The organism is Bradyrhizobium sp. PUT101 (assembly GCF_052043945.1).
Taxonomy (GTDB): Bacteria; Pseudomonadota; Alphaproteobacteria; order Rhizobiales; family Xanthobacteraceae; genus Bradyrhizobium.
This window is the reverse complement of record NZ_CP197207.1, coordinates 1672512-1694437: the sequence shown is the minus strand read 5'-3', so window position 1 is coordinate 1694437 and position 21926 is coordinate 1672512. Positions and strand designations below refer to the sequence as shown.

Here is a 21926-nt window from a genome sequence, read left to right as displayed (position 1 = left end):
CCACATTGCGCACGGAGCTTTTGAGCTGCCGCTAAGTCAGTCAAGTCAAGTCGAGACGAATGCAAGTAAAAGGCGCGGCGAATTCGATCTATACTTGAATCGAATTCGAGTAAAATTCGACATGACTGCAATTGATTCAAATTTTACCGGTTAAGGCGGAAACGCTGGCAGAAGCGTGGTTTGCGCCCATCCGCAACCGACGCGTTAACCGCAAGGGGGCTCGCCGCGGGACATGAAAAAGGCGGCGTCCGCATCGCGGAGGCCGCCTTCGAGCCTGGAAATAACGGGGTTTTCGCGTCCTCGCGCTTTACCGCGCGGTAACGCTCTCTTCGAGTGTCTCGATCGGCTGCTCGTGCAGGAACTCCAGCGCGAAGCCGTCTTCGAGGTTTCGGACCACGCGGCCCTGGACCCGGCCGAGCAGCACCGTCGATTTCAGCGGCGGGCGGTTCTCCGCGGCGATCGCGGCGCCTGACAGCGAGAGGTCGATGATGCGGCAGGTCATCTTGGTGCCGTCCTCCAGCGTCAGCACCGCGATGGGGTTGCGCGGCACGATACGGTCGTGACGGCGGTCCTCCGGCAAATTGAGGATGTCGCGGTTGGCGAGCCAGGTCAGTTGGGCCGCGAGCTTGTCGCGCTTCCTCGGCGTCGCACCGATCGTCATGGCGAAGCCGTTGTCGATGATGCGGGTGATCTTGCCCTCGACGCGGCCGATATGGTCGAGATAGGCGACGACGCGGTCGCCGACATTGCCGATGCCGGGCGCGAGCAAAGCGAGGCCGCCCGGCGACATGTTGATCACCTGGCAGGGGAATTCCCGGCGGTCCGGCAGCATGTAACGGCCGAGCAGGTGCACCTTCACCCGCTGGAAGCGCCTGCGCTCCTCGGCGGCCGGAAGAAATTTTTTGTTCGCCAACGCCATTTTCAACACCCGACCCCCCGCCCGGGCGGAGTCCGGGACGACCCTAAGGTGCATAGGGTTAATGCCGCGTTAGGATTGGAGACGTCGGTTCACGAACGGAAACAATGCGTTCGAAAGCCACGTCCAGAGGGCCGGCGTCACCGTTCAAGCCGTCCTCGCCCCTGCCGATGCAACAGGCCCAGCAGCGCCAGCAGCACCGCGGCCGAGATCGCGGGCAAAGCCCGCCATCTGGGCATGACCTGTTGGCCGTCCATAATGCGGATGGTCGCCCCGATGCGGGCATTGGATGCGGCGGGATCGAACTTAGAGCTGCTCATTCCTTGCGGCGGGTCCAGCTTACCTGGGGCTCGTCGGCCCATGCGGTCCCAAGACCAAGCATCGCAATCCAGGTCTCGGCCAGCTTGCCGCCTTCAATACGATAGCTTTGCATGCCGGCGCGGCTGCGCTTCTCGCCGGTCGTCGGATCGGGCCAAACGAATGCAAATCGGAACCACGCGCGGTCGGTCGAGAAAGAATGATCATACACCACGACGCGGATTCCGGGCCGGTCTCGGTGCACAGTCTGCAATTCCGCAGCATACTCGTCCCGCGTGACGGTCCTGTCGCCTCTTTCGTCATGACGGATGTAATGCGATCCCACGCAGTCCGGGATGAAGTCAAATCGCCCCTCGTGCCAAACCCGTTCCCAGCGATCGAAGAGCGCGCGTATGTTCTCAGTCATGGGCTCTCCGAAATCGAATTGGTGCGGCACTGCGCGTCGTTGCAAATTTCTTGCCGAAATGCGGGTTTGCAACGCAATGCGGGTGCGCCGGTCACATAGGCCACTTCCGCCGTCGCGGGCTGAGCTATGATACGCTGCGCGATACGCTCGCACCACAAATCATAACAAGCGGGCAACGAGGAAACCATCATGGACCAAATCCGCGTCTGCACTCACGCTGGTCCCGGCTCAGAACCCGTCATCCGCACCGTGCCGTGGCCGAAGGTCGGCCGCAAGGCCGCGCTGATCAAGGTCGGTGCCTGCGGGGTCTGCGGCACTGATCTGCATATCCTGAAGGGACATTGGCCGAAGCCGTTGCCGTGGCCGTTCACGCTGGGTCACGAACTCGGCGGTGTCATCGTCGAATGCGGCGATGAGTTCACCGAGGACTTCATGAGCAAGCCGCTCAAGGTCGGCTCGAAGGTGATGATCCCGCCGCTGATGCCCTGCGGCCGCTGCTACTACTGCATCCACTATCCGCAGACCGCGAACAAGTGCCTGACCCCGGTCTATTACGGCCGCTATCTCGGCTTCGACAAGGCGCCGCACATGTGGGGCGGCTGGGCCGAATATGTCTATGTCGACCTCGACATGCTGCCGGGCACCAAGATCTACAAGCTGCCCGATGACATGTCGCTGCGGCTCGGGGCGTTGTCCGAGCCGCTGACCTCCTGCATCCGCGCCTTCAATCGCGCGACCCGCGCCGGCGGCTTCAGCTGGGGCGACACCGTGGTGATCCAGGGCTCCGGCCCGATCGGCATTCTCGCCGTAGCAGCCGCACGGGAGATGGGAGCAGGGCGCGTCATCTGCGTCGGCGCGCCCGAGGAGCCGCGGCTCAAGCTGGCGCGCGAGTTCGGTGCGGAGGCGACGGTGAACATCGAGGAGCTGAAGTCGCCGCAGGAGCGCATCGATCGCGTGCGGAAAATCGTCGGCGGCTTCGGCGCCGATCTCGTGATGGACTGCTCGGGTCATCCCACCGCCGGCCCCGAAGGCGTCGAGATGCTGCGCGACGGCGGCACCTATGTCGAGATGGGCCAGTTCACCGACGCCGGCTCGATCGACACGTCATGGCACCGCATTTGCACCAAGGATCTCAACGTGCTGGGATCCTGGGGTTTTACCGGCAACGATCTGCCGCTCGGCGTGGACATGCTCTACCGCACGGCCGGCAAATATCCGTGGCTGAAGATGCAGACGATCTATCCGTTCACGGAAGAGGGCGTAGCGCAGGCGGTGAGGGATGCGATGGCGATGAAAACGGTGAAGTCGACCATCGTGCCGTGGCCGGAGCTGGTGGAGTGAAGACGTGTAGCCCGGATGAGCGAAGCAATATCCGGGGGCCTGCTGATGATTTCCCGCATGTCGCTTCGCTCATCCGGGCTACGCGTCGGAGTTTGGATTGAGCGACGAAATGACAAACGAAGAGACTGCCTACCCGAACCGACGCTCTCCCTTCAGCGCCATCCGCGCGATCGACTACACCGTCATCTTCGTGCGCGACATGGCGGCGATGCGCCGCTTCTATGAGGATGTCCTCGCGTTCCCTCTGCTGCGCGAGCTGTCGCCGAACTGGATCGAATACGGCTTGGGCAGCAACACGCTGGCCTTGGCGAGGCCGAGCCGGACTGCCTCCGATGCGCCGATCCCGGCAGGCAGCGCCTCGCTGCAACTGGCCTTCAAGGTCTCCGCCGCCGAGGTCGACCAATGCGCCGATGAACTCCTGCGGCAAGGCGTGGCGCTGCTGTCGCCGCCGACGGACCAGTCCTTCGGTCATCGTACGCTGTTCTTCCGAGATCCCGACGGCAATCTGCTGGAGGTGTACGCGGAGATCCGAGCGCACGAACGATGACGCCGAGCCAGTGGCCCTCTATGCGAGCTTGCGCGCCGCCGCGGTTGCCTTGTCGCCGGTGTTCGGCGTCCCGGTCGGCTCGATCAGCAGAAGATGAACCTCCTCGCGAGCCACCGGGCGATGTTCAACGCCTTTGGGGACGACGTAGAGTTCGCCCGGACCGAGCGTCACCGTCCGATCCCGCAGTTCGATGTCCAGAGTGCCCTTGAGCACGAGAAAGAAATCGTCGGTGTCGTCGTGCTTGTGCCAGGTGAACTCGCCCTTCACCTTCACCACCATCACGTCGCAATCGTTGAAGGTCGTGACCGTGCGCGGCGACCAGAAATCGCCAAAGGTCGCGAGCTTGTCGGCAAGAGATATTCCGTCGGCCATGTATCCCCCGGTTTTGTTGTTCCGTGAGGCTCGATTTGGGATCGAATTGCCGATGCGACAAGGGCTCGCATCCAGCCGATCGCACTCCTTCACCACCCTCGCGCCCACCACCTTCGTACCCTCGAGCTCCCGTACGATCCGCTCGTCCGGTCCCACCATCCCGAGATCGAACTCGCGATCCGGCGTGACGAGGATCGAGCGCTTGCCGACGATCACCACCACCGTCATGTCGTTGCGCTCGCCCTCTGCCGCCCATGCGCGGATGTCGCCGGCGTAGGGCTCCCTGCGCCAGGCGTTGGGAGAGCCCGAGTCGCAGCGGACTTCGATGCCATCCTCTGACGTTGTCAGGACGAGTTTCGACCGGCTCGGCTTCCATCGTTCGTCGATGAGATCGTTGACCAGCCACAGGCAGGCGAAGTCCTGGCATTCACCTGGCCGCGCGGCGTAGATCGCGCAGCCGCGGCCGGGCTTGCAGTGCCGGCACCAGGCATTTGCGGCGTGGCCAGCGCCTCGATGGCCATCATCTTGCAGCAGAGCGTGCAGTCGCCGCAGCTGCGTTTGACGGAGGGCGTCACGCGGTCATTCCCATGAGAATCCGGTCGGTCTCAGGTTAATGGAGGTGGCTGCAAGAGTCTGATGCAACCTTAAGGAGCGGCTCTTTCCGTCAAGCCATGCAACATAGGCATGGCGATTTGCCGGCGCTTGGCGTAAAGAGCGCCCAGATCAAATCGCCAGCGTGCGGCCAGGCCGTTCGCCGTGCATGCAGCTCAGGTCCGCCGGATCACCGCTCCGCGCCTGAATCAACCAAGGTTCTCCATCTCGTGTCCCTTCCGGCCCTGACCCCGCCGCTCGCCCGCGCTTTGGCCGAGCGGAACTATGATTCACTGACCCCCGTCCAGCTCGCCGTGCTTGCCCACGAAGCCAGCGGCCGTGACCTTCTGGTGTCGGCCCAGACCGGCTCCGGCAAGACGGTCGCCTACGGATTGGCCATCGCGAAAAATCTTCTTGATGACGCCGAGCAGTTCGGACCCGCGGCAGCGCCGCTCGCCCTGATCGTGGCGCCGACCCGCGAGCTCGCGCTTCAGGTTCAGCGCGAGCTGGCCTGGCTCTACGGGCATACAGGCGGGCGCGTCGTCTCCTGTGTCGGCGGCATGGATCCGCGGCGCGAGCAGCGCGAGCTGGCGGCAGGCGCGCACATTGTCGTCGGCACGCCCGGGCGGCTGTGCGATCATTTGCGGCGCGGCCGTCTCGACATCTCCGAACTCGCCGCCGTCGTGCTCGACGAGGCCGACGAGATGCTCAATCTCGGCTTTCGCGAGGACATGGAATTCATTCTCGAGACCACGCCGGAGACGCGCCGCACCCTGATGTTCTCGGCGACGTTTCCACGCGGCATCGTCGCGCTGGCCAGGCAGTATCAGCGCGATGCCTTCCGGATCGAAGTCGCCGGCGACGAAGGCGGTCACGCCGATATCGAGTATCGCGCGATCCGCATCGCGCCCGCCGACGTCGAGCACGCCGTCGTCAACGTGCTGCGCTTCTACGAGGCGCCGAGCGCGCTGGTGTTCTGCAGCACGCGCGATGCCGTCAGGCATTTGCAGGCGGCGCTGCTGGAGCGCGGCTTTTCGGTCGTCGCTCTCTCCGGCGAATTGACGCAGAACGAGCGCACCCTGGCGCTCCAGTCGCTGCGCGACGGGCGCGCCCGCGTCTGCGTGGCGACCGACGTCGCCGCCCGCGGCATCGATCTGCCGAGCCTCGACCTCGTCATTCATGCCGATCTGCCCAACGACGCCGAGGTGATGCAGCATCGCTCCGGCCGCACCGGGCGCGCGGGCCGCAAGGGGACCAGCGTCCTCCTGGTGCCGCCCGCACGTCGGCGGCGCGCGGAGCTGCTGCTGAATCTCGCAGGGGTGGACGCGGTCTGGGGTACCGCGCCGCAGGCGGATGAAATCCGCAAGCTCGATCATGAGCGCATGAAGGACGTGCTGTTCACCGAGGAGACGACGGCCGACGATCTGGTGCTGGCGCAGGCGCTATTGGCCGAGCGCCCGCCCGAGGATATCGCCGCCGCGCTCGCGCGGCTTTACCGCGCGCGGCTGCCGTCGCCCGAGGACATCATCGATCCCGGCGAGCGAAGCGGCCGGACGCGCGACGATCGCGGTCGCGACAAACCTCAAGGTGCGGACAGCGGCGACCGGCAAGACAAGCCCCGATCCAAGCCGGGGAAATCGTCGTCGAAGCACGGCATGGCGGAGGGCAGCGTCTGGTTCCGCGCCGCGATCGGACGACGCAAGAACGCGGAGGCGCGCTGGCTGCTGCCGATGATCTGCCGCCGCGGCGGCATCGACAAGCACGATATCGGCGCTATCAGGATCATGGACACCACCACCGAGTTCGAGATTTCCGAGCGGGTCGCGGAGTCGTTCGCTGCCAAGGTCAAGCGTCCGGACAAGGAAGACAGCATCCGCATCGAGCCGATGGCGGACGCGCCGCGCCGGCCGGAAGCTTCGGAGGAGCGCTCTCGCGCGCCCCGACGCGAGGCCGGCGAGCATCGTGAACGGCGCGACGATCGCCCGCGCGAGGCAAGTGGATTCAAGCCACGCAGCAAAGCTCACGGCGAGCGCGCGCCGAATTTCGGCGATGCTTCTTCTGTCGGAAAGAAGAAGCACAAGAACAGGCCGGGCCACGCAGAGCCGGCGGTCACGCCGTGGCCGGTGAAGGGCGCGTCGGGAAAGAAGGCAAACAAGAAGCGGCGAGGTTGAGCTTCTGCCGTTCGGCGATGACGGCAATGATGCCGCCGGATTGCACCGGCGACATCATCTGAAAGGCCAAGTGTGGGTTCAGCGGCCTCCGCCGCCACCACCTCCGCCACCGCCACCGCCACCGCCATCGCGCATCGACGAGCTGTAGCGGGGATCGGCCTGCTTCATGTAGGTGGGCGAGGTGTCGCGATGGATTACTGTCGTGGGTTTTCTGCCCACGTTCGGTGTCTCGATCAGGAAGCCGCAGCCTTCGAAGAAGGCGGTGTCGCAGCCATAGGTCCGGTACTGCGCCGCGTTGGCGCTGGTCGCGGTCAACGCGACCGTCCCGACGCAGGCAATTAAAGCAACTTTCGACAATGTGAGCTTCATGGATATTCTCCAGCCTCGGTTCGGCGAGACCGGAAGGGCTCGCACACACCTTCGACGGAGGCTGATCTGACTCGGTTCGAGGAAGCGGTTTCACGCCCGCGTGAGCCGGCAGGGCAATCGCATATGACGTGCACGATGCGGCAGCATCGGCGGTGGGCTCCCTCTCCCGCTTGCGGGGGAGGGCTGGGGTGGGGGTGTCTCCGCGTCGGGATTGTCGAGAATTGCGGAGGATGTCCCTGTGTGGTGAGAGCCCTCACCCGCCGCGCTCTGCAAGCGGGAGAGGCGGAGCAAGCCCGCGCGGTCCTCGCGAAATCCATATGCAATTGCCCTGCGTGAGCCGGGGGCGGTCGGGGAGGGACGTTACGTCGCAGCGAGGTCGCGCAACATATAGGTCGCGCCTTCTCCGTAGGAGGCTAGCTTCGCGCGCAGCGCCGCATCTGCCGCCACGGGACGGAAGCCGAGACGTTCCCACAACGGCCGCGTGGTGTAGACCGAGACCAGCGCGAGCGTCGCGATGCCGGATGCGCGCGCCAGCTCCGCGATGGCGGTCATATAGGCGCGCGCAACGCCGCCGCGCCGATCTGGCAGCACGGCGATATCGTGCACGTAGAGACAGTCTGCATCTCCTGGGAGTCGTTCCAGGAAACGATCGAGCGGCGGGATCTGATGCTGCTTCCAGGGATGCGCGAGCCCGTAGCCGGCGATCTCATCGCCGGCGACAAGCACGCGGCATCCGTCGGGATAGAGCCGCATCTTCTCCGCGAACACCTCGGGGCCTTCCGGAAGCTCAGGATGGATCCGCGCCGCGATGGCGCCGATCGCGGGCAGATCGGATGGGTGCGCTGGACGCCAATGCGGCTTGCTCATGTCACTTTGTCGTTCCGTCTCGGTTGGCTCAGTTTATTCCGCTGCGTTGATGCGCGCAGCGAAAAAAATCTTCCGGCCATCCGAGGAATACGAGGCCGCGCGCGGCGTCCTAACCCATGCAAGCCAATTGCATGACAGGAGATATCATGACGTCCTCGATCCGCCTCGCGCTCGCGCTGGCAATATCGCTCGCGATCGTTCCCGCCGCCTTGGCCGCACCGCCGACCAAGACGGGCAAGACCGAGAAGGGCAGTGTGCTTACCGATGCCAAGGGCATGACGCTCTACACTTTCGACAAGGATGCGGGCGGCAAGTCGGCCTGCAACGGTCCATGTGCGACGAACTGGCCGGTGCTGAAGGCCGAGGCGGGCGACGCCGCCGGTGACGGCTACACCATCATCACGCGCGACGACGGCTCCAGGCAATGGGCCTACAAGGGCAAGCCGCTCTACACCTTCGCCAAGGACCAGAAGCCCGGCGACATCACCGGCGACGGCTTCTTGAACGGCGCCTGGCATCTGGCGACGCCGTAACGGCGCTCTGCGCAAACACGGTGCGTCGGCCGTTGCACGCGACAGCCGACGTATTGCCGCGCCGTTATCTCGGATATTCGAGCTGCATCGCGACGAAGTCGGCCGTGCGCGGCCCGTAGCGCGCATCGATGGATTGCAGCGTCTGGTCCAGCGCTCGCGCCGGCGGCAGGTCGACGGCGGCCGGCGGCGTCTGCTGTGTCGGCCAGTCGGCCGCGATCCTGTCCGGCAGGATGCGGAGGCCGCTGCGGCTTGTCCGCGCCTCTGCCGTGGCGGCGAAGGTGATGGCGTGCGAGCGGTAGGTGCGCGACCAAGCATCGGCGATCAGCGCAAGTGACACCTCGTCGATATCATGCGTCAGCGCGATTCCGAGTTGCTCGCGGTTCCAGAATGCGAGCGTGTTGGCGATCGCCGTCAGCGCAAAGGGGCGTGTGAACCGGAAGGCCTCGCTGCGGTGGCGCGCATCCCATTCCGCAAGTCCGATGTCGCTGGCGACGGCTAGCGCCTTGGCGCGGCCGGCAATGGCCTCGACCAGGGTCAGGGCCATCGGCATGGACGCGGTGATGCCGGTCGTCGTCGCGACGCCGCGGTCGACCACCAGCCTGCGGTCCGCGACATAGCGGATCGCGGGATGCTTTTGCAGATCGCGCACGGAATACCAGTGCGTGGTGGCCTGGCGGCCGTCAAGCAGTCCGGTATTGGCAACGACCTTGGCGCCGACGCAGACGCCGATCACGATCGCGCCCTTGCTGGCCTGGCTCTTGATCCACTGCAGGGCCACGGCATCGTCTTCGCGGCTCATCGCCGGCACGATGACGTAATCCGCGCCGTCGGGATGCGCGGCGTCGAACTCGGCGATCGTCGCGTGCGGCTGCACCTTCAACGCGGGATAGAGTGCGACGGGTCCGGGCTGCGTTCCCAATGTGAGGACGTCGGCGACATCGGCGCGCGCGAGGATGCCGTACGGCATCAGATAGTCGGTGGTCTCGGTCATGTCGTTGATACCGACGATCGCGATCAGGGGACGTTTGCGCTTTGGCGGTTTCAACGCCGCAAGCGTTGCCTCGGTCTCGTCTTTGGATATCGCAGGCGCGGTTCCCTGGGCCGGCGATCCAGGCAGCAGGAACAGCCAGGTTCCGCCGATCGCCGCCAGCAGTGCCACGCAGCCGACGCCGCTCAACGTCAGAATGCGCCCTATCATGATGATGTCACCCGATCCTCGTTGCTTCACGCGAGGCGGAAGCTAACCGTTGGCAACGACGTCAGGAATGACGCAGATCCAGCAAAAACGGCCATCCGCATGCGCGTTGATGTGTCGCGCGTCGCGCGGCGGAGACTATCTCAGGCCCTCATACACCATCAGCCCGCGTGCGATCTGCAATTTGCGGATGGCGCGCGGCAGGAGTTTCTCCGGCTGGTGCAGATAGCGCCAGGAGGTGAGGGTGAAGGCGGAGAGCGAGCCGCATTCGTCGTCGAACGGCGCGAGCACGCCTGTCACGCTCACCGGCGTGTGCGGGCGGGCGTTGAAGGGGAGCAGCAGCAGTTCGAGATGCGCCCTGCTGCCGTCCTCGCGCACCGCGCTGATGCCGGCGATCGCGCCGAGCGTCTCGTCGGCGACGATTGTCGCAATCTCCTCGATCTCGATGCGGCTCGCATCGGCGAACAACGCCGCGAAGCTCTGGTCCTTGAGGTCTGTTCCTGCGAGCGCGCAGACGCGCGTGCCGGCGACGCGAAACGGGAAACCGAGGTTCGGCTCGCAGGACAGCACGAAGATGTCGCCGAGCAGGCCGCGGACCGCAGCCGGGTCGATGTCGGCCCGGTCAGGGGCTCGCGCAGTGCCGCGCTTCTCGTTCCAATACGCGAAGAACGCGCGGCTCGACGGATGTTTCATGATTGAACGCTCGCCCGGGGGCGCCACCTCACGGGACAAACCTGTCCCGCTTCAGTGCACCCGCGATCCCTTCTCTTGTTGTGCAGGAGGGGATTTGCAGCGTCCATGCCGCAGCGGCGATTTCGGCCCTCTTGTGCCTGCCTTTGCGTCGTTAACGTTAAATTAACTATGCGCTTTGTGCCGGCCGCGCGCCTGCTATGGTGACCGCGATCGCAAGCCTCGCCGCTTTCTCCAGGTTCTCGGCAAGGCCTGTACACAGGGCGTCAAACAGTTTGGTCACGGGCCGCGGGGAGGGGTGGGGATACTCCTTATCTCTCGGCCACCGGAAGACCGACACGGACAGGCAGGGCTTCCCAGGGCCCTGCCTTTTCCGTTTGTGCACTTGCGCAGGGACGGTAAAGGCGACTATCTCCAAGCCTACCGCTCCGATCGCGCCTGAAAGCGAAGCTGCCTTGGATTCCCCGCAAGATTCGTCACCGGACGTGCCCGCCGTCGTCGAGGAGGCTCCGCGCGAGCCGATCCTGACGCTGCCCGCGGCGCTGACCGCCTATATCCTGCTTTTGGCGGTGATCCATCTGCGGGTGCTGCTGCCGCCGGAGCTCGAGAACTGGACCATCGACGTGTTCGGCTTCATCCCGAAGCGCTACGATTCCTCGCTGCTCAATTTGCAGATCCCGGGCGGGGCGGGTGCGAAGGTCTGGACTTTCGTCACCTATTCGCTGCTGCACGCCAATCTGACCCATCTCGGCTTCAACGTGCTGTGGCTGCTGCCGTTCGGCAGCGCGCTGGCGCGGCGCTTCGGCGCGGTCAGGTTCTTCGTCTTCCTGGCGGTGACGGCGGCGGCCGGCGCGCTCGCCCATCTCGTCACCCACGAGCATGCGGTGGCCCCGATGATCGGCGCCTCGGCCTCGGTGTCGGGCGCGATGGCAGCCGCAATCCGCTTCGCCTTCGTCCGCGGCAGCTTCCTGTCGTTCAGCCGCTCGGACGCCGATACCGCCGCAAGAGTTCCGGCGCTGCCGCTGTCGCGCGCGCTCCGCGACGGGCGGGTGATCGGCTTCCTCAGCGTTTGGTTCGGCGTCAACATCATCTTCGGCGTCGGCGCGATCGGGATCGATTCCGAAACCACGAGCGTCGCCTGGCAGGCGCATATCGGCGGCTTCTTTGCCGGCCTGTTGCTGTTCGCACTGTTCGATCCCGTGCCGCGCGTCCGAAGCGATGCTGCGGATGCGTCATCACAGGACATTTCAAACCGTATTTGAAGCGGCGCTTGCGGCGCGGCCCGAATTCATCCATCATCCCCGAGAACAATGTTCCGAAGCCGCAAGCTGACAGCGGCGATGCTTCGCAACGCGCCTGAGCGTGAAACCGGCGCCAAAACTGTTAGTTGAAGACTCGAAGAACAAGTGCGGATCGCCTCAAGGGCGGACGGCTCCGATTCAGGGAGGCTGCAATGACGGTACGTTCCATTCTGAACACCAAGGGGCACCAGATCGTGAGCGTCGAGCCCGACGCCAAGCTGGCCGCCACGATCAAGCTGCTCGGTGAGAAGAAGATCGGCGCGGTGCTGGTGATGAACCAGAGCCGGCTCGAGGGCATCCTGTCGGAGCGCGACATTGTGCGCGTGCTCGGAGAGCGCGGCGCCGGCGTGCTGGAGGCCCCGGTCTCAGAGGTCATGACGCGCAAGGTCGTGACCTGCAAGGAGACCGACACCGTGGCCGAGCTCATGGAGATGATGACGTCGGGCAAGTTCCGCCATCTGCCCGTGATCGACAACGGCAAGGTGGTCGGCCTGATCTCGATCGGCGACATCGTCAAGCGCCGGGTCCAGGAATACGAGTCGGAGCAGGAAGCCCTGCGCGACTACATCAAGACGGCCTGACCGGCCTCATAGCTGGCCTCATTCCTGTGCTTTCGGCGCGGTGCCCTCGGGCGCCGGCGCCAGCACATGGATGGCCTCCTGGATCGAATCCAGCGCGCGCTCGGCTGCGCGGGTGCCGAAGGCGATGAGGTCATCGGCGCGGTGGAAGTCGAACCAGCCGATCTGGCCGACCCGCGGCGTGATCAGCATGTCAGGCGGATCGCCGGCAAGACGGGCGCGGGTGATGCGGTCCTGCATGATGTTGAAGGCATCGACCATCACCGAGGAGATGCCGGGCCGGCCGCCGCCGCCGAAGAACTCGCGCTTGACGGTTTTCTCCGGCGAGAACAACCGCGGAAAGCGCCGCTTGACCGTCGTCTCCCCGGCCACGGGCGCCACCGTCTCCGGCATCGCGCCGTGCGAATAGATCGTCGTGGAATGGGTGAAGATGTCGCTGGAAAGGTTTGCGGCGATGACGATTTCGGCACCGAGCGCACGGGCGGCCGAAACCGGCACCGGATTGACCAGCGCGCCGTCGACCAGCCAGCGGTCGCCGATCAGCACCGGCGCGAAAATGCCGGGCAGCGCATAGGAGGCGCGCATCGCGTTGACCACGCGGCCGCGCGTCAGCCAGATCTCGTGGCCGGTGCGGACCTCGGTCGCCACGGCCGCGAACTTGATCGGAAGGTCCTCGATCTGGGTTTGGCCGCAGGCCTCCTCGAGCCGGATTGCGAGCTTCTCGCCGCCGATCAGCCCGGAGCCGTTGAGGCGGATGTCGAGATAGCCGAGGATGTTGCGCATGCCTTGCAGGCTGCGGCCCCATTCTTCCAGCGTGTCGAGCTGGCCGGCCGCATAGAGGCCGCCGACCACGGCGCCGATCGAGGTGCCGACCACGACGTCAGGCACGATGCCGTTGGCGAGCAGGGTCCTGATGATGCCGATATGGGCGAAGCCGCGCGCCGCGCCGCCGCCGAGGGCAAGGCCGATGACCGGCCGGCGAATGCTGCCGAGCCCCACTTTCTCGCCATTGGAGCCTCGACCCTTCAATCTGTCCAGCACCGAAACCCTCCTACGCCGAGGCCCGCCCGCACACCAGACTAGGCACCGCTCTTGCGCTCCGCCATATCAGGGGTGAAGCATGGTTTATGCCGCTTTGCGAAGGGCACGGGGCAGGAGTATGGCGAGGGATGGTCGGCTCTGGGGTAATCACGTAAGCGTCAATCGGGTTCCAGCGATCGTGCGCGGGGCGGGCCGTATTTGCTGGGGTTTCAGAGGCTTGAATTTGCCGCGTTTTCGGTGAAAGCAGGGGGCATGACACGCGGGGGTGACGGCATCATCGGATGGCGGCGCAGCGGCAGGCTGCTGCCGGCGCTGATCCTTGCCGCGTGCTTCGTTACCTCAGGCCAAAATACTGCGCAGGCGCAGCTTTTCTCCGATCGTCCGCCGCCGGTGCCGCCGGCATCGGTGCCCGACCCCGGCGGCGCCGTCAGCCTGGCACCGCCCTCCGGGCCGGGCGCGGGACCTCCGAGCCTGCCGCCGACCCTGATGCAGCCCGCTACGCCCAGCATGCCGCCGCCCGCGGTCACGACCGTGCCGCCGGCCGCCCCGCTGAACGCGGCCGTGCCCGGACAGGGCGTGCTGTCGCTGACCGCGAAATACGGCAAGGATTCAGCCCCCATTACCAGTGGCCTGGTCTGGCGCGTGTTCACCGACCGTCCCGACGAGAACGGCACCTTCAAGCTGATCCGCGAGGACCGCAACGCCGCGCCCAACATCGTGCTGCCGCCGGGCAATTACGTCGTGCACGTCGCCTTCGGCCTCGTCAGCGCGGTGCGCACCGTCAGCCTGAAGGCCGAGACCGACCGCGAATCCTTCGTGCTGCCGGCCGGCGGCCTGCGCATCGAGGGCCGCGTCGGCACCAGCCGCATTCCGCAGAACCAGATCTCGTTCGCGATCTACAAGGGCAGCCAGTTCGAGTCCGGCGAGCGCGCCTCGCTGGTGCCGAACGTCGCCGCCGGTGACGTCGTGCTGATTCCGGAGGGCACCTATTACATCGTCTCCAACTACGGCGACGCCAATTCGGTGGTGCGCTCGGACATCCGCGTCCAGGCCGGCAAGCTCACCGACGTCACCATCACCCACCGCGCTGCGGTCATCACCCTCAAGCTGGTCAGCGACAGGGGCGGCGAGGCGCTCGCCAACACCGCCTGGTCGGTGCTGACCCCGGGCGGCGACGTCATCAAGGAATCGATCGGCGCGTTCCCGCGCGTCGTGCTCTCCGAAGGCGAATACCGCGCCATCGCCAAGAACGAGGGCAAGGTCTACGAGCGCGGCTTCAACGTCGTCAACGGCGTCGACGGCGAAGTCGAAGTCGTCGCGCGGTAGAGCCCGGGCGGCGGTGCCTGCAGCAGGCGCCTGACTCGACGCACCGCGCGATCGTTCTCATCCAGCGCACGGACATGCATCTCTCGTTACCGCCAAGTCCGTTTTGCCGCCAGGTCCGTTCTGGGTGCTGGGAGCAACCGGCTCTTTGCCACGCCCGTTGTTTCGCCAAAGGGCCCCTTGGGGCGGAGGAAACACCGCTGATCAGGGCTTATTCCCGCACCTGCGGCTTCATCACACTCCGGTGGGCGATACGAATTTCCGATCATCAATTTTATTCTCTTTCCACCGCGCTGGGTTATATGTCGGGCATCCATCTAATGGGGGTAGCCGGAGCAGACTTGTGCGTCTGCGAGACCGGCAAGGAGCAGGGACCAAGCCCGTCGGCATGTTCGAAGTGATCCTTACCAGGCGCAAGCGGTTTGGCTGGCGGTGGCAGGTGTGCGACCAGTCCGGCAAGATATTTGCCGATGGTTTCGAGCGCACCCGGCCGTCTGCCAAATATCAAGGCGAGCGCGCGTTGTTCTTTCTGTTGTCGCAGGCCTATCTGCGCAACCGCTCCGCCGCGTCCAGCGAGGACTAGCGGAACCAACGGGCTACGGGCTCGCCTAGACATCGACGACCAGCTTGCCCTTCGCCGCGTGATCGCGGATCAGCACATAGGCGTTGCCGACATTCTCCAGCGTAAAACGCCTGGGATCGAGCATCGGCACCAACTTGCCCGCCTCCACCAGGCGCGTCGCCTCCATCATGATCTCCCCATGATGCGCGCGCCCTTCGCCCGACAGCAGCGGCAGCAGCGTGAACACGCCGGAATATGTTGCGGCGCGGAACGACAGCGGCGCAAGCGCGTGCGTCCCCCAGCCGAGCGCACTCACCACATGGCCGAAGCGACGCACCGCTTCAAAGGAGGCGTCGAGGACCTTGCCGCCGACGGTGTCGTAGACGACATCGAAGCCGCGGCCGCCGGTATGCTGCGCAACATAGGTTTCGACCGGGGTGTTGCGGTCGATGAACACCGCGCCAAAACCTTCGATCGTGGCGCGCTGCGCCGCCGAGCCGGCTGCGAACACGTCCGCTCCGAAAGCGCGCGCGATCTGGATCGCGACATGGCCGACGCCGCCGGCGCCGCCATGAATCAACACCTTCTGGCCGGCCTCCAGCGACGCGCGGTCGATCAGGCCTTCCCAGGCCGTGATGAAGATCAGGGGCAGGGCTGCCGCTTCCCGCATGCTGAGATTGGCGGGCTTCTGCGCCAGCAGGTCGGCATCGACAGCGGCGAACTCGGCCAGCGATCCCTGCACGCCGCCGACGCCTCCGGTCATGCCATAGACTTCATCGCCCGGCTTGAACCGCGTCACCTCGTGTCCAGCCTGCTCGACCACGCCTGCGAGATCGATCCCGGCAATTGCAGGCAGCGGATGCCGCGCATGCGGCGCCGCGCCGGCATGGATCTTGGTGTCGAGCGGATTGACCCCGCTCGCGCGCACCCTGACCAGCACCTCGCGCGGGCCGATTCCGGGCGTGGAGATGGTTGAGAGCCGCAGCGGCGCGTTGTGCGCCTCCAGCACGGCTGCACGCATTGTCGATCGTTTGGTCATGATCGTTCTGCTCCGGTTGTTCCCCCCAATATGCCCATAAATTTTTGCATGGAAAGCAACGACGATGTACGATCACTGTGCATTATTGCATGAGGCATCCGATGGACTGGAGCGATCTGCGCATCTTCCTGGCGATCGCGCGCGAAGGCACGCTCGGGGCTGCGGCGCGAAAGATCGGCCAGACCCAGCCGACCATGGGCCGGCGGCTTCGCGCGCTCGAACAGGCGTTGGGACAGACGCTCTTCCAGCGGACCGCCGACGGCTTTGTCCTCACTGACGAGGGCACCGCGGTGCTGCGCCACGCCGAGCGGATCGAGGAGGAAGCGCTCGCGCTTCAACGTCACGCCTCCGGCGCGGAGACGCAGCTCGACGGCCTTTTGCGCCTGTCGTCGTCGGACTGGTTCGGGACGGTGATGCTCTCTCCGGTGATCGCCGCCTTCGGCAAGCGCCATCCGGGGGTGACCGTCGAGCTCCTGACCGATGCGCGCCTCTACAGCCTGCCGCGCCGCGAAGCCGATCTCGTCTTCCGCATCAAGTCGTTTAGCGAGCCCGAGATTATTTCCAGGAAGCTGCTGCACATCCCCTACGCGCTCTATGGCAAGAAGGGCAGCAAGCCGCCGCGCGCCGGCGACGGGCGTGGGGTCCGCGTCGTGACCATGAACGTCGAATTCGCCGACATGCCCGACGCGGTCTGGCTGAAGCGCACGTTGCCCAACGCGGAGGTCGCTTCGCGCAGCAACAACAGGCAGGCGCAGGCCGAGCTCTGCGCGAGCGGCGGGGGATTGGCGGTGCTGCCGCGACCGCTCGGCGACCGCGACCGCCGCCTCGTCGCGCTTGACATCGGTACGTCGCCGCCCGGCCGCGATACCTTCGTCGGCTATCACCGCGACCTCAAGCGCCTGGCTCGCCTGCGCGCGCTGCTGGATCTGGTGATTGAGCGGTTGGCGGGCACGCACCCGTAGCAGCCCGGACGGAGCCAACGACAGGGCTACAATCCCTTGCGTTGCCTGACAGGCGAAACACCTAAACCATCGGTCAAGACGCGTCGCCGAAAATATTCCGCTTTGCCGAAATTCGGAAGCGGCGTATGTATCGCCGCAACCCGGTCCAAGGAAGAGTGGCGTATCGCGATCGTCACGAACGCGGGCCGGGCGGCGGTGGACGCAGGTGACATCGGCGCGAATGGCTTTCGCAGGGCGGGCGACCGTGAGCGGAGGCGTCGCGCACACGACCGGTGTTATCGGCGTACGGCAAAATCGTGTCGTCCTGGCGCCCGGGGTCTGTGCGCCAAGTCTTGCGGTGATGTGTGCTGCCCGACCGGGCACGCGCATCAGCCATCCGCAAGGCGACGGGGGCAATAGTGCATCGCTCCCCGGGGAGAGCACGACATAAGCCGTTCCAACCACTGCGCAGGGAAGGCCGGGATGTCTCCGGTTGCCCTGTTACCCGCTGTGCATGAAGCATACGCAATCTGCTCCTGGCATGGCGGTCGATGGGAGCCAACCGGCTCCCGGTCTTCCCTGCGCCCTCTCTTTCATGAGGGTGAGACAACGAAGCAAAGCTCGGGCGAGATGAGCCGCGAGGATGCGCCCGCATGTTCTTCAATGAAGATGCAAATCGAAAAAGACGCCGTTACCCAAACTCCGTCATTGCGAGGAGCCCTCGCGACGAAGCAATCCAGATTCTTTCCGCGGCGGCAGTCCGGATTGTCTCGCTACACTCGCAATGACGGCGCTGAGCCAGTGCATCCCAACATCACATCTCGTGCCCCGGACGCAGCGCAGCGCCGCTTCAGCGGTGCGCTGCAGAGCCGGGGCCCATGCGACAGCGCGTTGCGGGTTGCGCCACACGTGAGTATCGCCTTTGCACAACTGTCATAGTCTCTAACGCCCACTAACCAACGCCCGACTTAAAACTGTCATAATCGCTGAATGGAACCCGCGCCTGCGCGCTTTTTACACGGCGTTAAGCGCGTCTGCATTGGATGCGCCGGCAAAGTGCGTTGGGGACTGCCATGAATGCCGCGAAGAGGGTGTCGGAAAAACCGGCCGCCGAGATGTTTGACGACATCCCGGTGTTTCTGCGCAAATGGCATGCGGCGTTGAAGCCGGGCGAGCGGCTGCCGCGCTACGAGGACGTGATGCTCGGCAGCCTCGGACGGCTAGCCGACCACATCGCGCTGCTGAAGAACGACGGCGCGCTCGAATTGTCGCGCAGCGGACGTTACGTGCAGAAATGGCTCGGCGAGGAACGCTGGGACATTCCCGTCTCCGAGCTGTCGCCCGATTGTGCCACGGCGCTGTCGGAAGCTTCGGCGTGCGCGCTTGCAAGCGGACGGCCGCATCAGGCGAGCGCGCATTGCGTGCGCGACGGCATGGTCAGGACCTACGACGTACTTGCGCTGCCGACGTCCTCGCGCTGGGGCGCAACGCTGGTCGGCGTCTATGTCAACGAGCGCGGCGCGCAATACAATATCCTCGACGCGATCTTCTCCTCGACCGACGACGCGGTGGTCTCCCTGGCGATGCTGCGCGATGCGGGCGGCAAGCCGTCCGATCTTCAGGTCGTGCATCACAACAAAAGCGCGGACGCGTTGCTGAACGTTGCGAGCGGAGGCCTGTTGTGGCGGCGGATCGGCGAGGGCGGCACGCTGCTGGCCTTGCCCGAGGTGATGGAATTCCTGTTTAAGGCCGTTTTGAGCGGCCGCGGCGAGCAGCTCGAGATCGAGAGCGAGGGACGCTACCTCAGGCTCAGCGCCACCGCCTTCGCCGACGTGGTTTCGCTGACGATCTCCGATGTCACCGCGCTGAAGCGGCGCGATGCCTCGTTCCGCCTGCTGTTCGACAATAACCCGATGCCGATGTGGGTGTTCGACGCGCAGACCAAGGCGTTCCTCAACGTCAACGACGCCGCTGTCCAGCATTACGGCTACAGCCGCGCCACCTTCCTGCGCATGAAGCTGCACGAGATCTGGCCGGAGGACGAGTGGGACAGCCACGCCGAGGCGCTGGAGCGCGTCGGCGACGCCTATCACTCCTCGCGCAACTGGCGGCATCTGCGCGCCGACGGCAGCGAGATCGAGGTACTCACCTTCGGCCGCCGCGTCGCCTTCGACGATCGCGACGGCTACCTGGTGGCGGTGGTCGACATCACCGAGCGGCGCAAGGCCGAGGCCCGCATCGCCCATATGGCGCACCATGACGGGCTGACCGACCTGCCGAACCGCGAACACTTCCAGGAGCGCCTGAAGCAGGCGCTGGCGCAGGCCGATGGAAAACGGGTCGGCGTGCTCTATATGGATCTCGACCTGTTCAAGAACATCAACGATTCCTTCGGTCATCCGGTGGGCGACCGCCTGCTGAAGCAGGTCGCCGAGCGCCTGACCACCGCCGTCCGCGGCGCCAATCTCGCGGCGCGGCTCGGCGGTGACGAGTTCGCCGTCATTCTGGCCGCCGACGTCTCGCCGAACGAGGCCAGCGCCTGCGCGTCCCTGCTGATCGACATGGTGAAGGCTCCTTATGATCTCGACGGACAGGAGATGGTGATCGGCGCCAGCATCGGCATCGCGCTGTCGCCGGGCGACGGCACGACGCCGGAAGAGTTGATGCGCAATGCCGACATGGCGCTGTACCGGGCGAAATCCGAAGGCGGTGGCGTGCACCACTTCTTCGAGCGTGAGATGGACCTCCAGGCGCAGAGGCGCCGCGACATGGAGCTCGACCTTCGTCGAGCGTTCGCCAATGGCGAGTTCGAGCTGCACTATCAGCCGCTGGTGTCGATCGCCTCCGACCGCATCTCCGGCTTCGAGTCGCTGCTGCGGTGGCGCCACCCGGACAAAGGCATGATCTCTCCGACGGAGTTCATCCCCGTTGCCGAGGATATCGGCCTCATCATCCAGCTCGGCGAGTGGGTGCTGCGCGAAGCCTGTGCCGAGGCCGTCAAATGGCCCGCCGAGGTCAAGGTCGCGGTCAATCTGTCGCCGGCGCAGTTCCGCAGCCGCAACCTGGTTCAGATCGTGATCTCGGCCTTGGCGCAGTCCGGCCTATCGCCGACGCGGCTCGAGCTCGAGATCACGGAGTCGATCTTTCTGGCCGAGACCGATGCCAATCTCGCGATCCTGCATCAGTTGCGCGAGCTCGGCGTCGGCATTTCCATGGACGATTTCGGCACCGGCTATTCCAGCCTGAGCTATCTCCGCAGCTTTCCATTCGACAAGATCAAGATCGACCGCTCCTTCGTCAAGGATCTGGCGCAGCGGCCCGACTGCGGCGCGATCGTGCGCGCGATCTCCGGGCTCGGCCGCAGCCTCAACATCACCACGACCGCGGAGGGCGTGGAGACCGAAGATCAGCTCGACTGGCTGCGCGCCGAAGGCTGCAACGAGGTGCAGGGATTTCTGTTCAGCGCCGCGCGGCCCGCGGCCGAGATCGGAAAGCTCCTCGCCGATTTCGGCGAGCGCACCTCACGGGCGGCGTAGTGCGGGCGGGTAGCAGTCGTAGACAAGCGCCTTGAACGCGGGCGTGATGCGGCTGCGTTCGTTCTGGGTCTGTTGCATCATGAGGTAGACCATGTCGAGCTTGGGATCGACGCCGAAATAGGTGCCGCTGCCGGAGTCCCATTTCAATTCGCCGAGCGAGCCCGGCGGCGGCGGCTTCGCGTTGCCGGGATCGGTCCGCACCGCAAGGCCGTAGCCATAGCCGAAGCCGTCGCCCGGGAAATAGAAATAGTCGCGTGCGACGCCGGAGCCCGGCCCGATGTGATCGGTCGTCATGGCCTTGAACGCGGCCGGGCTGAGGTAGCGCCTGCCCGCGAGCTCGCCGCCGTTGAGCAGCATTTGCGAGAAGCGTTGATAGTCGGTGATGGTCGAGAGCAGGCCTCCGCCGCCGGATTGCCATTCGGGATGGTCGAGGCGCTCGCGTTCGCCGGCAAGCAGGATGAAATCGTTCGGCAGCGGCCGCGCCATCCGCGCAAGCTCGTCCTCGGTCGCGAGCACGAATTTGGTGCTGTTCATGCCGAGCGGGTCGAAGATGCGCTGCTTCAGGAATTGATACAGCGTCTGGCCCGAGACGATCTCGATGACGCTGCCGAGCACGTCGGTGGAATGGCCGTAGCGCCACAGCGTTCCAGGCTGTCGTGCCAGCGGCAGCCTGGCAATCCGGTCGGCGAATTCCCTGTTGTTGAAGTGACCTTCGAAGATGTCGGCCTTCTTGTAGGCCTGCTCGACCCATTCGGCTCCGATATAGTCGTAGCTGATGCCGGAGGTTTGCCGCAGCAGATCCTCGATGTTGACGGGACGGACCGACGGCACGAGGTCAAGTTCCAGCTTGCCGTCTGGCTCGGTGACCTGAAGGCCCACCTTGGTCTTGGCAAAGAGGGGGACGTATTTGGATACGGGGTCGGTGAGCGCAAGCTTGCCCTCGTCGATCAGCATCATCGCGCCAAGGCACGTGATCGGCTTGGTCATGGAGTGGATGGCGAAGATCGTGTCCGGCGTCATGGCGAGGCCGGTCCTGGTGTCCCGCACGCCGAAGGTCTTCAGATAGACCGGCTTGCCGTGCTGCTGGATGAGGATCACCGCGCCCGGCAGTCGGCCGCTCGTCACCTCGTTGTCGAAATACGCCGTGATGCGGTCGAGCCCCTCGGACGAGGGAGCGGGAATATCGCCGGCCCGGCTTCGCACCATCGAGCCGGCGAGCATTGCGGCCCCGACAAGAAATTCACGCCGTCGCATCCGGGCTTCCTCCCTCGCCGGGATCAAAGCCGCAC

Annotated in this window: 21 protein-coding genes; 10 read left to right on the top strand and 11 right to left on the bottom strand. The window is 65.3% G+C overall.

What is annotated here, in order from left to right; translation table 11 throughout:
- Positions 1 to 307: 307 nt before the first annotated feature.
- The 3 genes from ACSHT2_RS08295 to ACSHT2_RS08285 form a co-directional block, all read right to left on the bottom strand.
- Positions 308 to 919: a PilZ domain-containing protein gene (locus ACSHT2_RS08295; RefSeq protein WP_024340745.1), complete on the bottom strand. Its 612-nt coding sequence runs from the start codon at positions 917 to 919 to the stop codon at positions 308 to 310.
- Positions 920 to 1056: 137 nt separating this feature from the next.
- The gene (locus ACSHT2_RS08290) at positions 1057 to 1236 is read right to left on the bottom strand and encodes a hypothetical protein (RefSeq protein ID WP_440641139.1); all 180 of its coding nucleotides are present in this window, start codon (positions 1234 to 1236) and stop codon (positions 1057 to 1059) included.
- Positions 1233 to 1640 (bottom strand): nuclear transport factor 2 family protein, encoded by a 408-nt coding sequence (locus tag ACSHT2_RS08285; RefSeq protein WP_440641138.1) that lies wholly within the window; start codon positions 1638 to 1640, stop codon positions 1233 to 1235. Before ACSHT2_RS08285 ends, ACSHT2_RS08290 begins: the two co-directional genes overlap by 4 nt.
- Before the next feature lie 189 nt (positions 1641 to 1829).
- Between ACSHT2_RS08285 and ACSHT2_RS08280 the strand changes: the two genes are divergently transcribed.
- Positions 1830 to 2981 (top strand): zinc-binding dehydrogenase, encoded by a 1152-nt coding sequence (locus tag ACSHT2_RS08280; RefSeq protein ID WP_440641137.1) that lies wholly within the window; start codon positions 1830 to 1832, stop codon positions 2979 to 2981.
- 109 nt (positions 2982 to 3090) lie between these two features.
- A complete protein-coding gene (locus ACSHT2_RS08275; protein WP_440641136.1) occupies positions 3091 to 3528 on the top strand; it encodes a VOC family protein in 438 nt (145 codons plus the stop codon).
- 18 nt (positions 3529 to 3546) lie between these two features.
- Here the strand turns inward: ACSHT2_RS08275 and ACSHT2_RS08270 are convergent, their stop codons facing one another.
- On the bottom strand, positions 3547 to 3900 hold the full coding sequence (locus ACSHT2_RS08270; protein WP_440642798.1) for a cupin domain-containing protein: 354 nt from the start codon (positions 3898 to 3900) through the stop codon (positions 3547 to 3549).
- Positions 3901 to 4736: 836 nt separating this feature from the next.
- Here ACSHT2_RS08270 and ACSHT2_RS08265 point away from each other — a divergent pair.
- Positions 4737 to 6662, top strand: coding sequence for a DEAD/DEAH box helicase (locus ACSHT2_RS08265; RefSeq protein WP_440642797.1), 1926 nt, complete (start codon positions 4737 to 4739; stop codon positions 6660 to 6662).
- Between the two features lie 78 nt (positions 6663 to 6740).
- Here ACSHT2_RS08265 and ACSHT2_RS08260 read toward each other — a convergent pair whose 3' ends face one another.
- Both ACSHT2_RS08260 and ACSHT2_RS08255 read right to left on the bottom strand, forming a co-directional pair.
- Complete coding sequence (locus tag ACSHT2_RS08260) at positions 6741 to 7031, bottom strand: hypothetical protein (protein WP_440641135.1); 291 nt, start codon at positions 7029 to 7031, stop codon at positions 6741 to 6743.
- 360 nt (positions 7032 to 7391) lie between these two features.
- Positions 7392 to 7898: a GNAT family N-acetyltransferase gene (locus ACSHT2_RS08255; RefSeq protein ID WP_440641134.1), complete on the bottom strand. Its 507-nt coding sequence runs from the start codon at positions 7896 to 7898 to the stop codon at positions 7392 to 7394.
- A 146-nt stretch (positions 7899 to 8044) separates the two neighbouring features.
- Between ACSHT2_RS08255 and ACSHT2_RS08250 the strand changes: the two genes are divergently transcribed.
- Entirely contained in the window at positions 8045 to 8431 is a 387-nt protein-coding gene (locus tag ACSHT2_RS08250; protein WP_440641133.1) for a COG4315 family predicted lipoprotein, read from the top strand.
- Between the two features lie 64 nt (positions 8432 to 8495).
- Here the strand turns inward: ACSHT2_RS08250 and ACSHT2_RS08245 are convergent, their stop codons facing one another.
- Positions 8496 to 9629 (bottom strand): DJ-1/PfpI family protein, encoded by a 1134-nt coding sequence (locus tag ACSHT2_RS08245; RefSeq protein WP_440641132.1) that lies wholly within the window; start codon positions 9627 to 9629, stop codon positions 8496 to 8498.
- Positions 9630 to 9764: 135 nt separating this feature from the next.
- Positions 9765 to 10319 carry a PAS domain-containing protein gene (locus ACSHT2_RS08240; RefSeq protein ID WP_440641131.1) on the bottom strand — a complete coding sequence of 185 codons (555 nt, stop codon included), beginning with the start codon at positions 10317 to 10319 and terminating at the stop codon, positions 9765 to 9767.
- Between the two features lie 452 nt (positions 10320 to 10771).
- Between ACSHT2_RS08240 and ACSHT2_RS08235 the strand changes: the two genes are divergently transcribed.
- A complete protein-coding gene (locus tag ACSHT2_RS08235) occupies positions 10772 to 11578 on the top strand; it encodes a rhomboid family intramembrane serine protease (protein WP_440641130.1) in 807 nt (268 codons plus the stop codon).
- A 191-nt stretch (positions 11579 to 11769) separates the two neighbouring features.
- Positions 11770 to 12198, top strand: a complete 429-nt coding sequence (locus ACSHT2_RS08230; RefSeq protein ID WP_440641129.1) for a CBS domain-containing protein — start codon at positions 11770 to 11772, stop codon at positions 12196 to 12198.
- An 18-nt stretch (positions 12199 to 12216) separates the two neighbouring features.
- On the opposite strand, the gene ACSHT2_RS08225 is transcribed toward ACSHT2_RS08230, so the two are convergent.
- Entirely contained in the window at positions 12217 to 13236 is a 1020-nt protein-coding gene (locus tag ACSHT2_RS08225) for a patatin-like phospholipase family protein (RefSeq protein WP_440641128.1), read from the bottom strand.
- Between the two features lie 252 nt (positions 13237 to 13488).
- Here ACSHT2_RS08225 and ACSHT2_RS08220 point away from each other — a divergent pair, with 252 nt between their 5' ends.
- Positions 13489 to 14562: a hypothetical protein gene (locus ACSHT2_RS08220; RefSeq protein ID WP_440641127.1), complete on the top strand. Its 1074-nt coding sequence runs from the start codon at positions 13489 to 13491 to the stop codon at positions 14560 to 14562.
- Positions 14563 to 14902: 340 nt separating this feature from the next.
- Complete coding sequence (locus ACSHT2_RS08215; protein WP_239624609.1) at positions 14903 to 15142, top strand: hypothetical protein; 240 nt, start codon at positions 14903 to 14905, stop codon at positions 15140 to 15142.
- A gap of 25 nt (positions 15143 to 15167) precedes the next feature.
- Here the strand turns inward: ACSHT2_RS08215 and ACSHT2_RS08210 are convergent, their stop codons facing one another.
- Entirely contained in the window at positions 15168 to 16160 is a 993-nt protein-coding gene (locus ACSHT2_RS08210) for a zinc-dependent alcohol dehydrogenase family protein (protein ID WP_440641126.1), read from the bottom strand.
- A gap of 101 nt (positions 16161 to 16261) precedes the next feature.
- Between ACSHT2_RS08210 and ACSHT2_RS08205 the strand changes: the two genes are divergently transcribed.
- Both ACSHT2_RS08205 and ACSHT2_RS08200 read left to right on the top strand, forming a co-directional pair.
- The gene (locus ACSHT2_RS08205) at positions 16262 to 17122 is read left to right on the top strand and encodes a LysR family transcriptional regulator (protein ID WP_440641125.1); all 861 of its coding nucleotides are present in this window, start codon (positions 16262 to 16264) and stop codon (positions 17120 to 17122) included.
- Between the two features lie 1052 nt (positions 17123 to 18174).
- Positions 18175 to 20637: a putative bifunctional diguanylate cyclase/phosphodiesterase gene (locus ACSHT2_RS08200; RefSeq protein WP_440641124.1), complete on the top strand. Its 2463-nt coding sequence runs from the start codon at positions 18175 to 18177 to the stop codon at positions 20635 to 20637.
- Here the strand turns inward: ACSHT2_RS08200 and ACSHT2_RS08195 are convergent.
- Complete coding sequence (locus tag ACSHT2_RS08195) at positions 20623 to 21891, bottom strand: serine hydrolase domain-containing protein (protein WP_440641123.1); 1269 nt, start codon at positions 21889 to 21891, stop codon at positions 20623 to 20625. The genes ACSHT2_RS08200 and ACSHT2_RS08195 overlap by 15 nt on opposite strands.
- Between the last annotated feature and the right edge of the window lie 35 nt (positions 21892 to 21926).

Bases quoted from the DNA above. Each gene is read 5' to 3' on its own strand.
- ACSHT2_RS08295 (WP_024340745.1), bottom strand. From the start codon at position 919: ATGGCGTTGGCGAACAAAAAATTTCTTCCGGCCGCCGAGGAGCGCAGG.
- ACSHT2_RS08290 (WP_440641139.1), bottom strand. From the start codon at position 1,236: ATGAGCAGCTCTAAGTTCGATCCCGCCGCATCCAATGCCCGCATCGGG.
- ACSHT2_RS08285 (WP_440641138.1), bottom strand. From the start codon at position 1,640: ATGACTGAGAACATACGCGCGCTCTTCGATCGCTGGGAACGGGTTTGG.
- ACSHT2_RS08280 (WP_440641137.1), top strand. From the start codon at position 1,830: ATGGACCAAATCCGCGTCTGCACTCACGCTGGTCCCGGCTCAGAACCC.
- ACSHT2_RS08275 (WP_440641136.1), top strand. From the start codon at position 3,091: ATGACAAACGAAGAGACTGCCTACCCGAACCGACGCTCTCCCTTCAGC.
- ACSHT2_RS08270 (WP_440642798.1), bottom strand. From the start codon at position 3,900: ATGGCCGACGGAATATCTCTTGCCGACAAGCTCGCGACCTTTGGCGAT.
- ACSHT2_RS08260 (WP_440641135.1), bottom strand. From the start codon at position 7,031: ATGAAGCTCACATTGTCGAAAGTTGCTTTAATTGCCTGCGTCGGGACG.
- ACSHT2_RS08255 (WP_440641134.1), bottom strand. From the start codon at position 7,898: ATGAGCAAGCCGCATTGGCGTCCAGCGCACCCATCCGATCTGCCCGCG.
- ACSHT2_RS08250 (WP_440641133.1), top strand. From the start codon at position 8,045: ATGACGTCCTCGATCCGCCTCGCGCTCGCGCTGGCAATATCGCTCGCG.
- ACSHT2_RS08245 (WP_440641132.1), bottom strand. From the start codon at position 9,629: ATGATAGGGCGCATTCTGACGTTGAGCGGCGTCGGCTGCGTGGCACTG.
- ACSHT2_RS08240 (WP_440641131.1), bottom strand. From the start codon at position 10,319: ATGAAACATCCGTCGAGCCGCGCGTTCTTCGCGTATTGGAACGAGAAG.
- ACSHT2_RS08230 (WP_440641129.1), top strand. From the start codon at position 11,770: ATGACGGTACGTTCCATTCTGAACACCAAGGGGCACCAGATCGTGAGC.
- ACSHT2_RS08220 (WP_440641127.1), top strand. From the start codon at position 13,489: ATGACACGCGGGGGTGACGGCATCATCGGATGGCGGCGCAGCGGCAGG.
- ACSHT2_RS08210 (WP_440641126.1), bottom strand. From the start codon at position 16,160: ATGACCAAACGATCGACAATGCGTGCAGCCGTGCTGGAGGCGCACAAC.
- ACSHT2_RS08205 (WP_440641125.1), top strand. From the start codon at position 16,262: ATGGACTGGAGCGATCTGCGCATCTTCCTGGCGATCGCGCGCGAAGGC.
- ACSHT2_RS08200 (WP_440641124.1), top strand. From the start codon at position 18,175: ATGAATGCCGCGAAGAGGGTGTCGGAAAAACCGGCCGCCGAGATGTTT.
- ACSHT2_RS08195 (WP_440641123.1), bottom strand. From the start codon at position 21,891: ATGCGACGGCGTGAATTTCTTGTCGGGGCCGCAATGCTCGCCGGCTCG.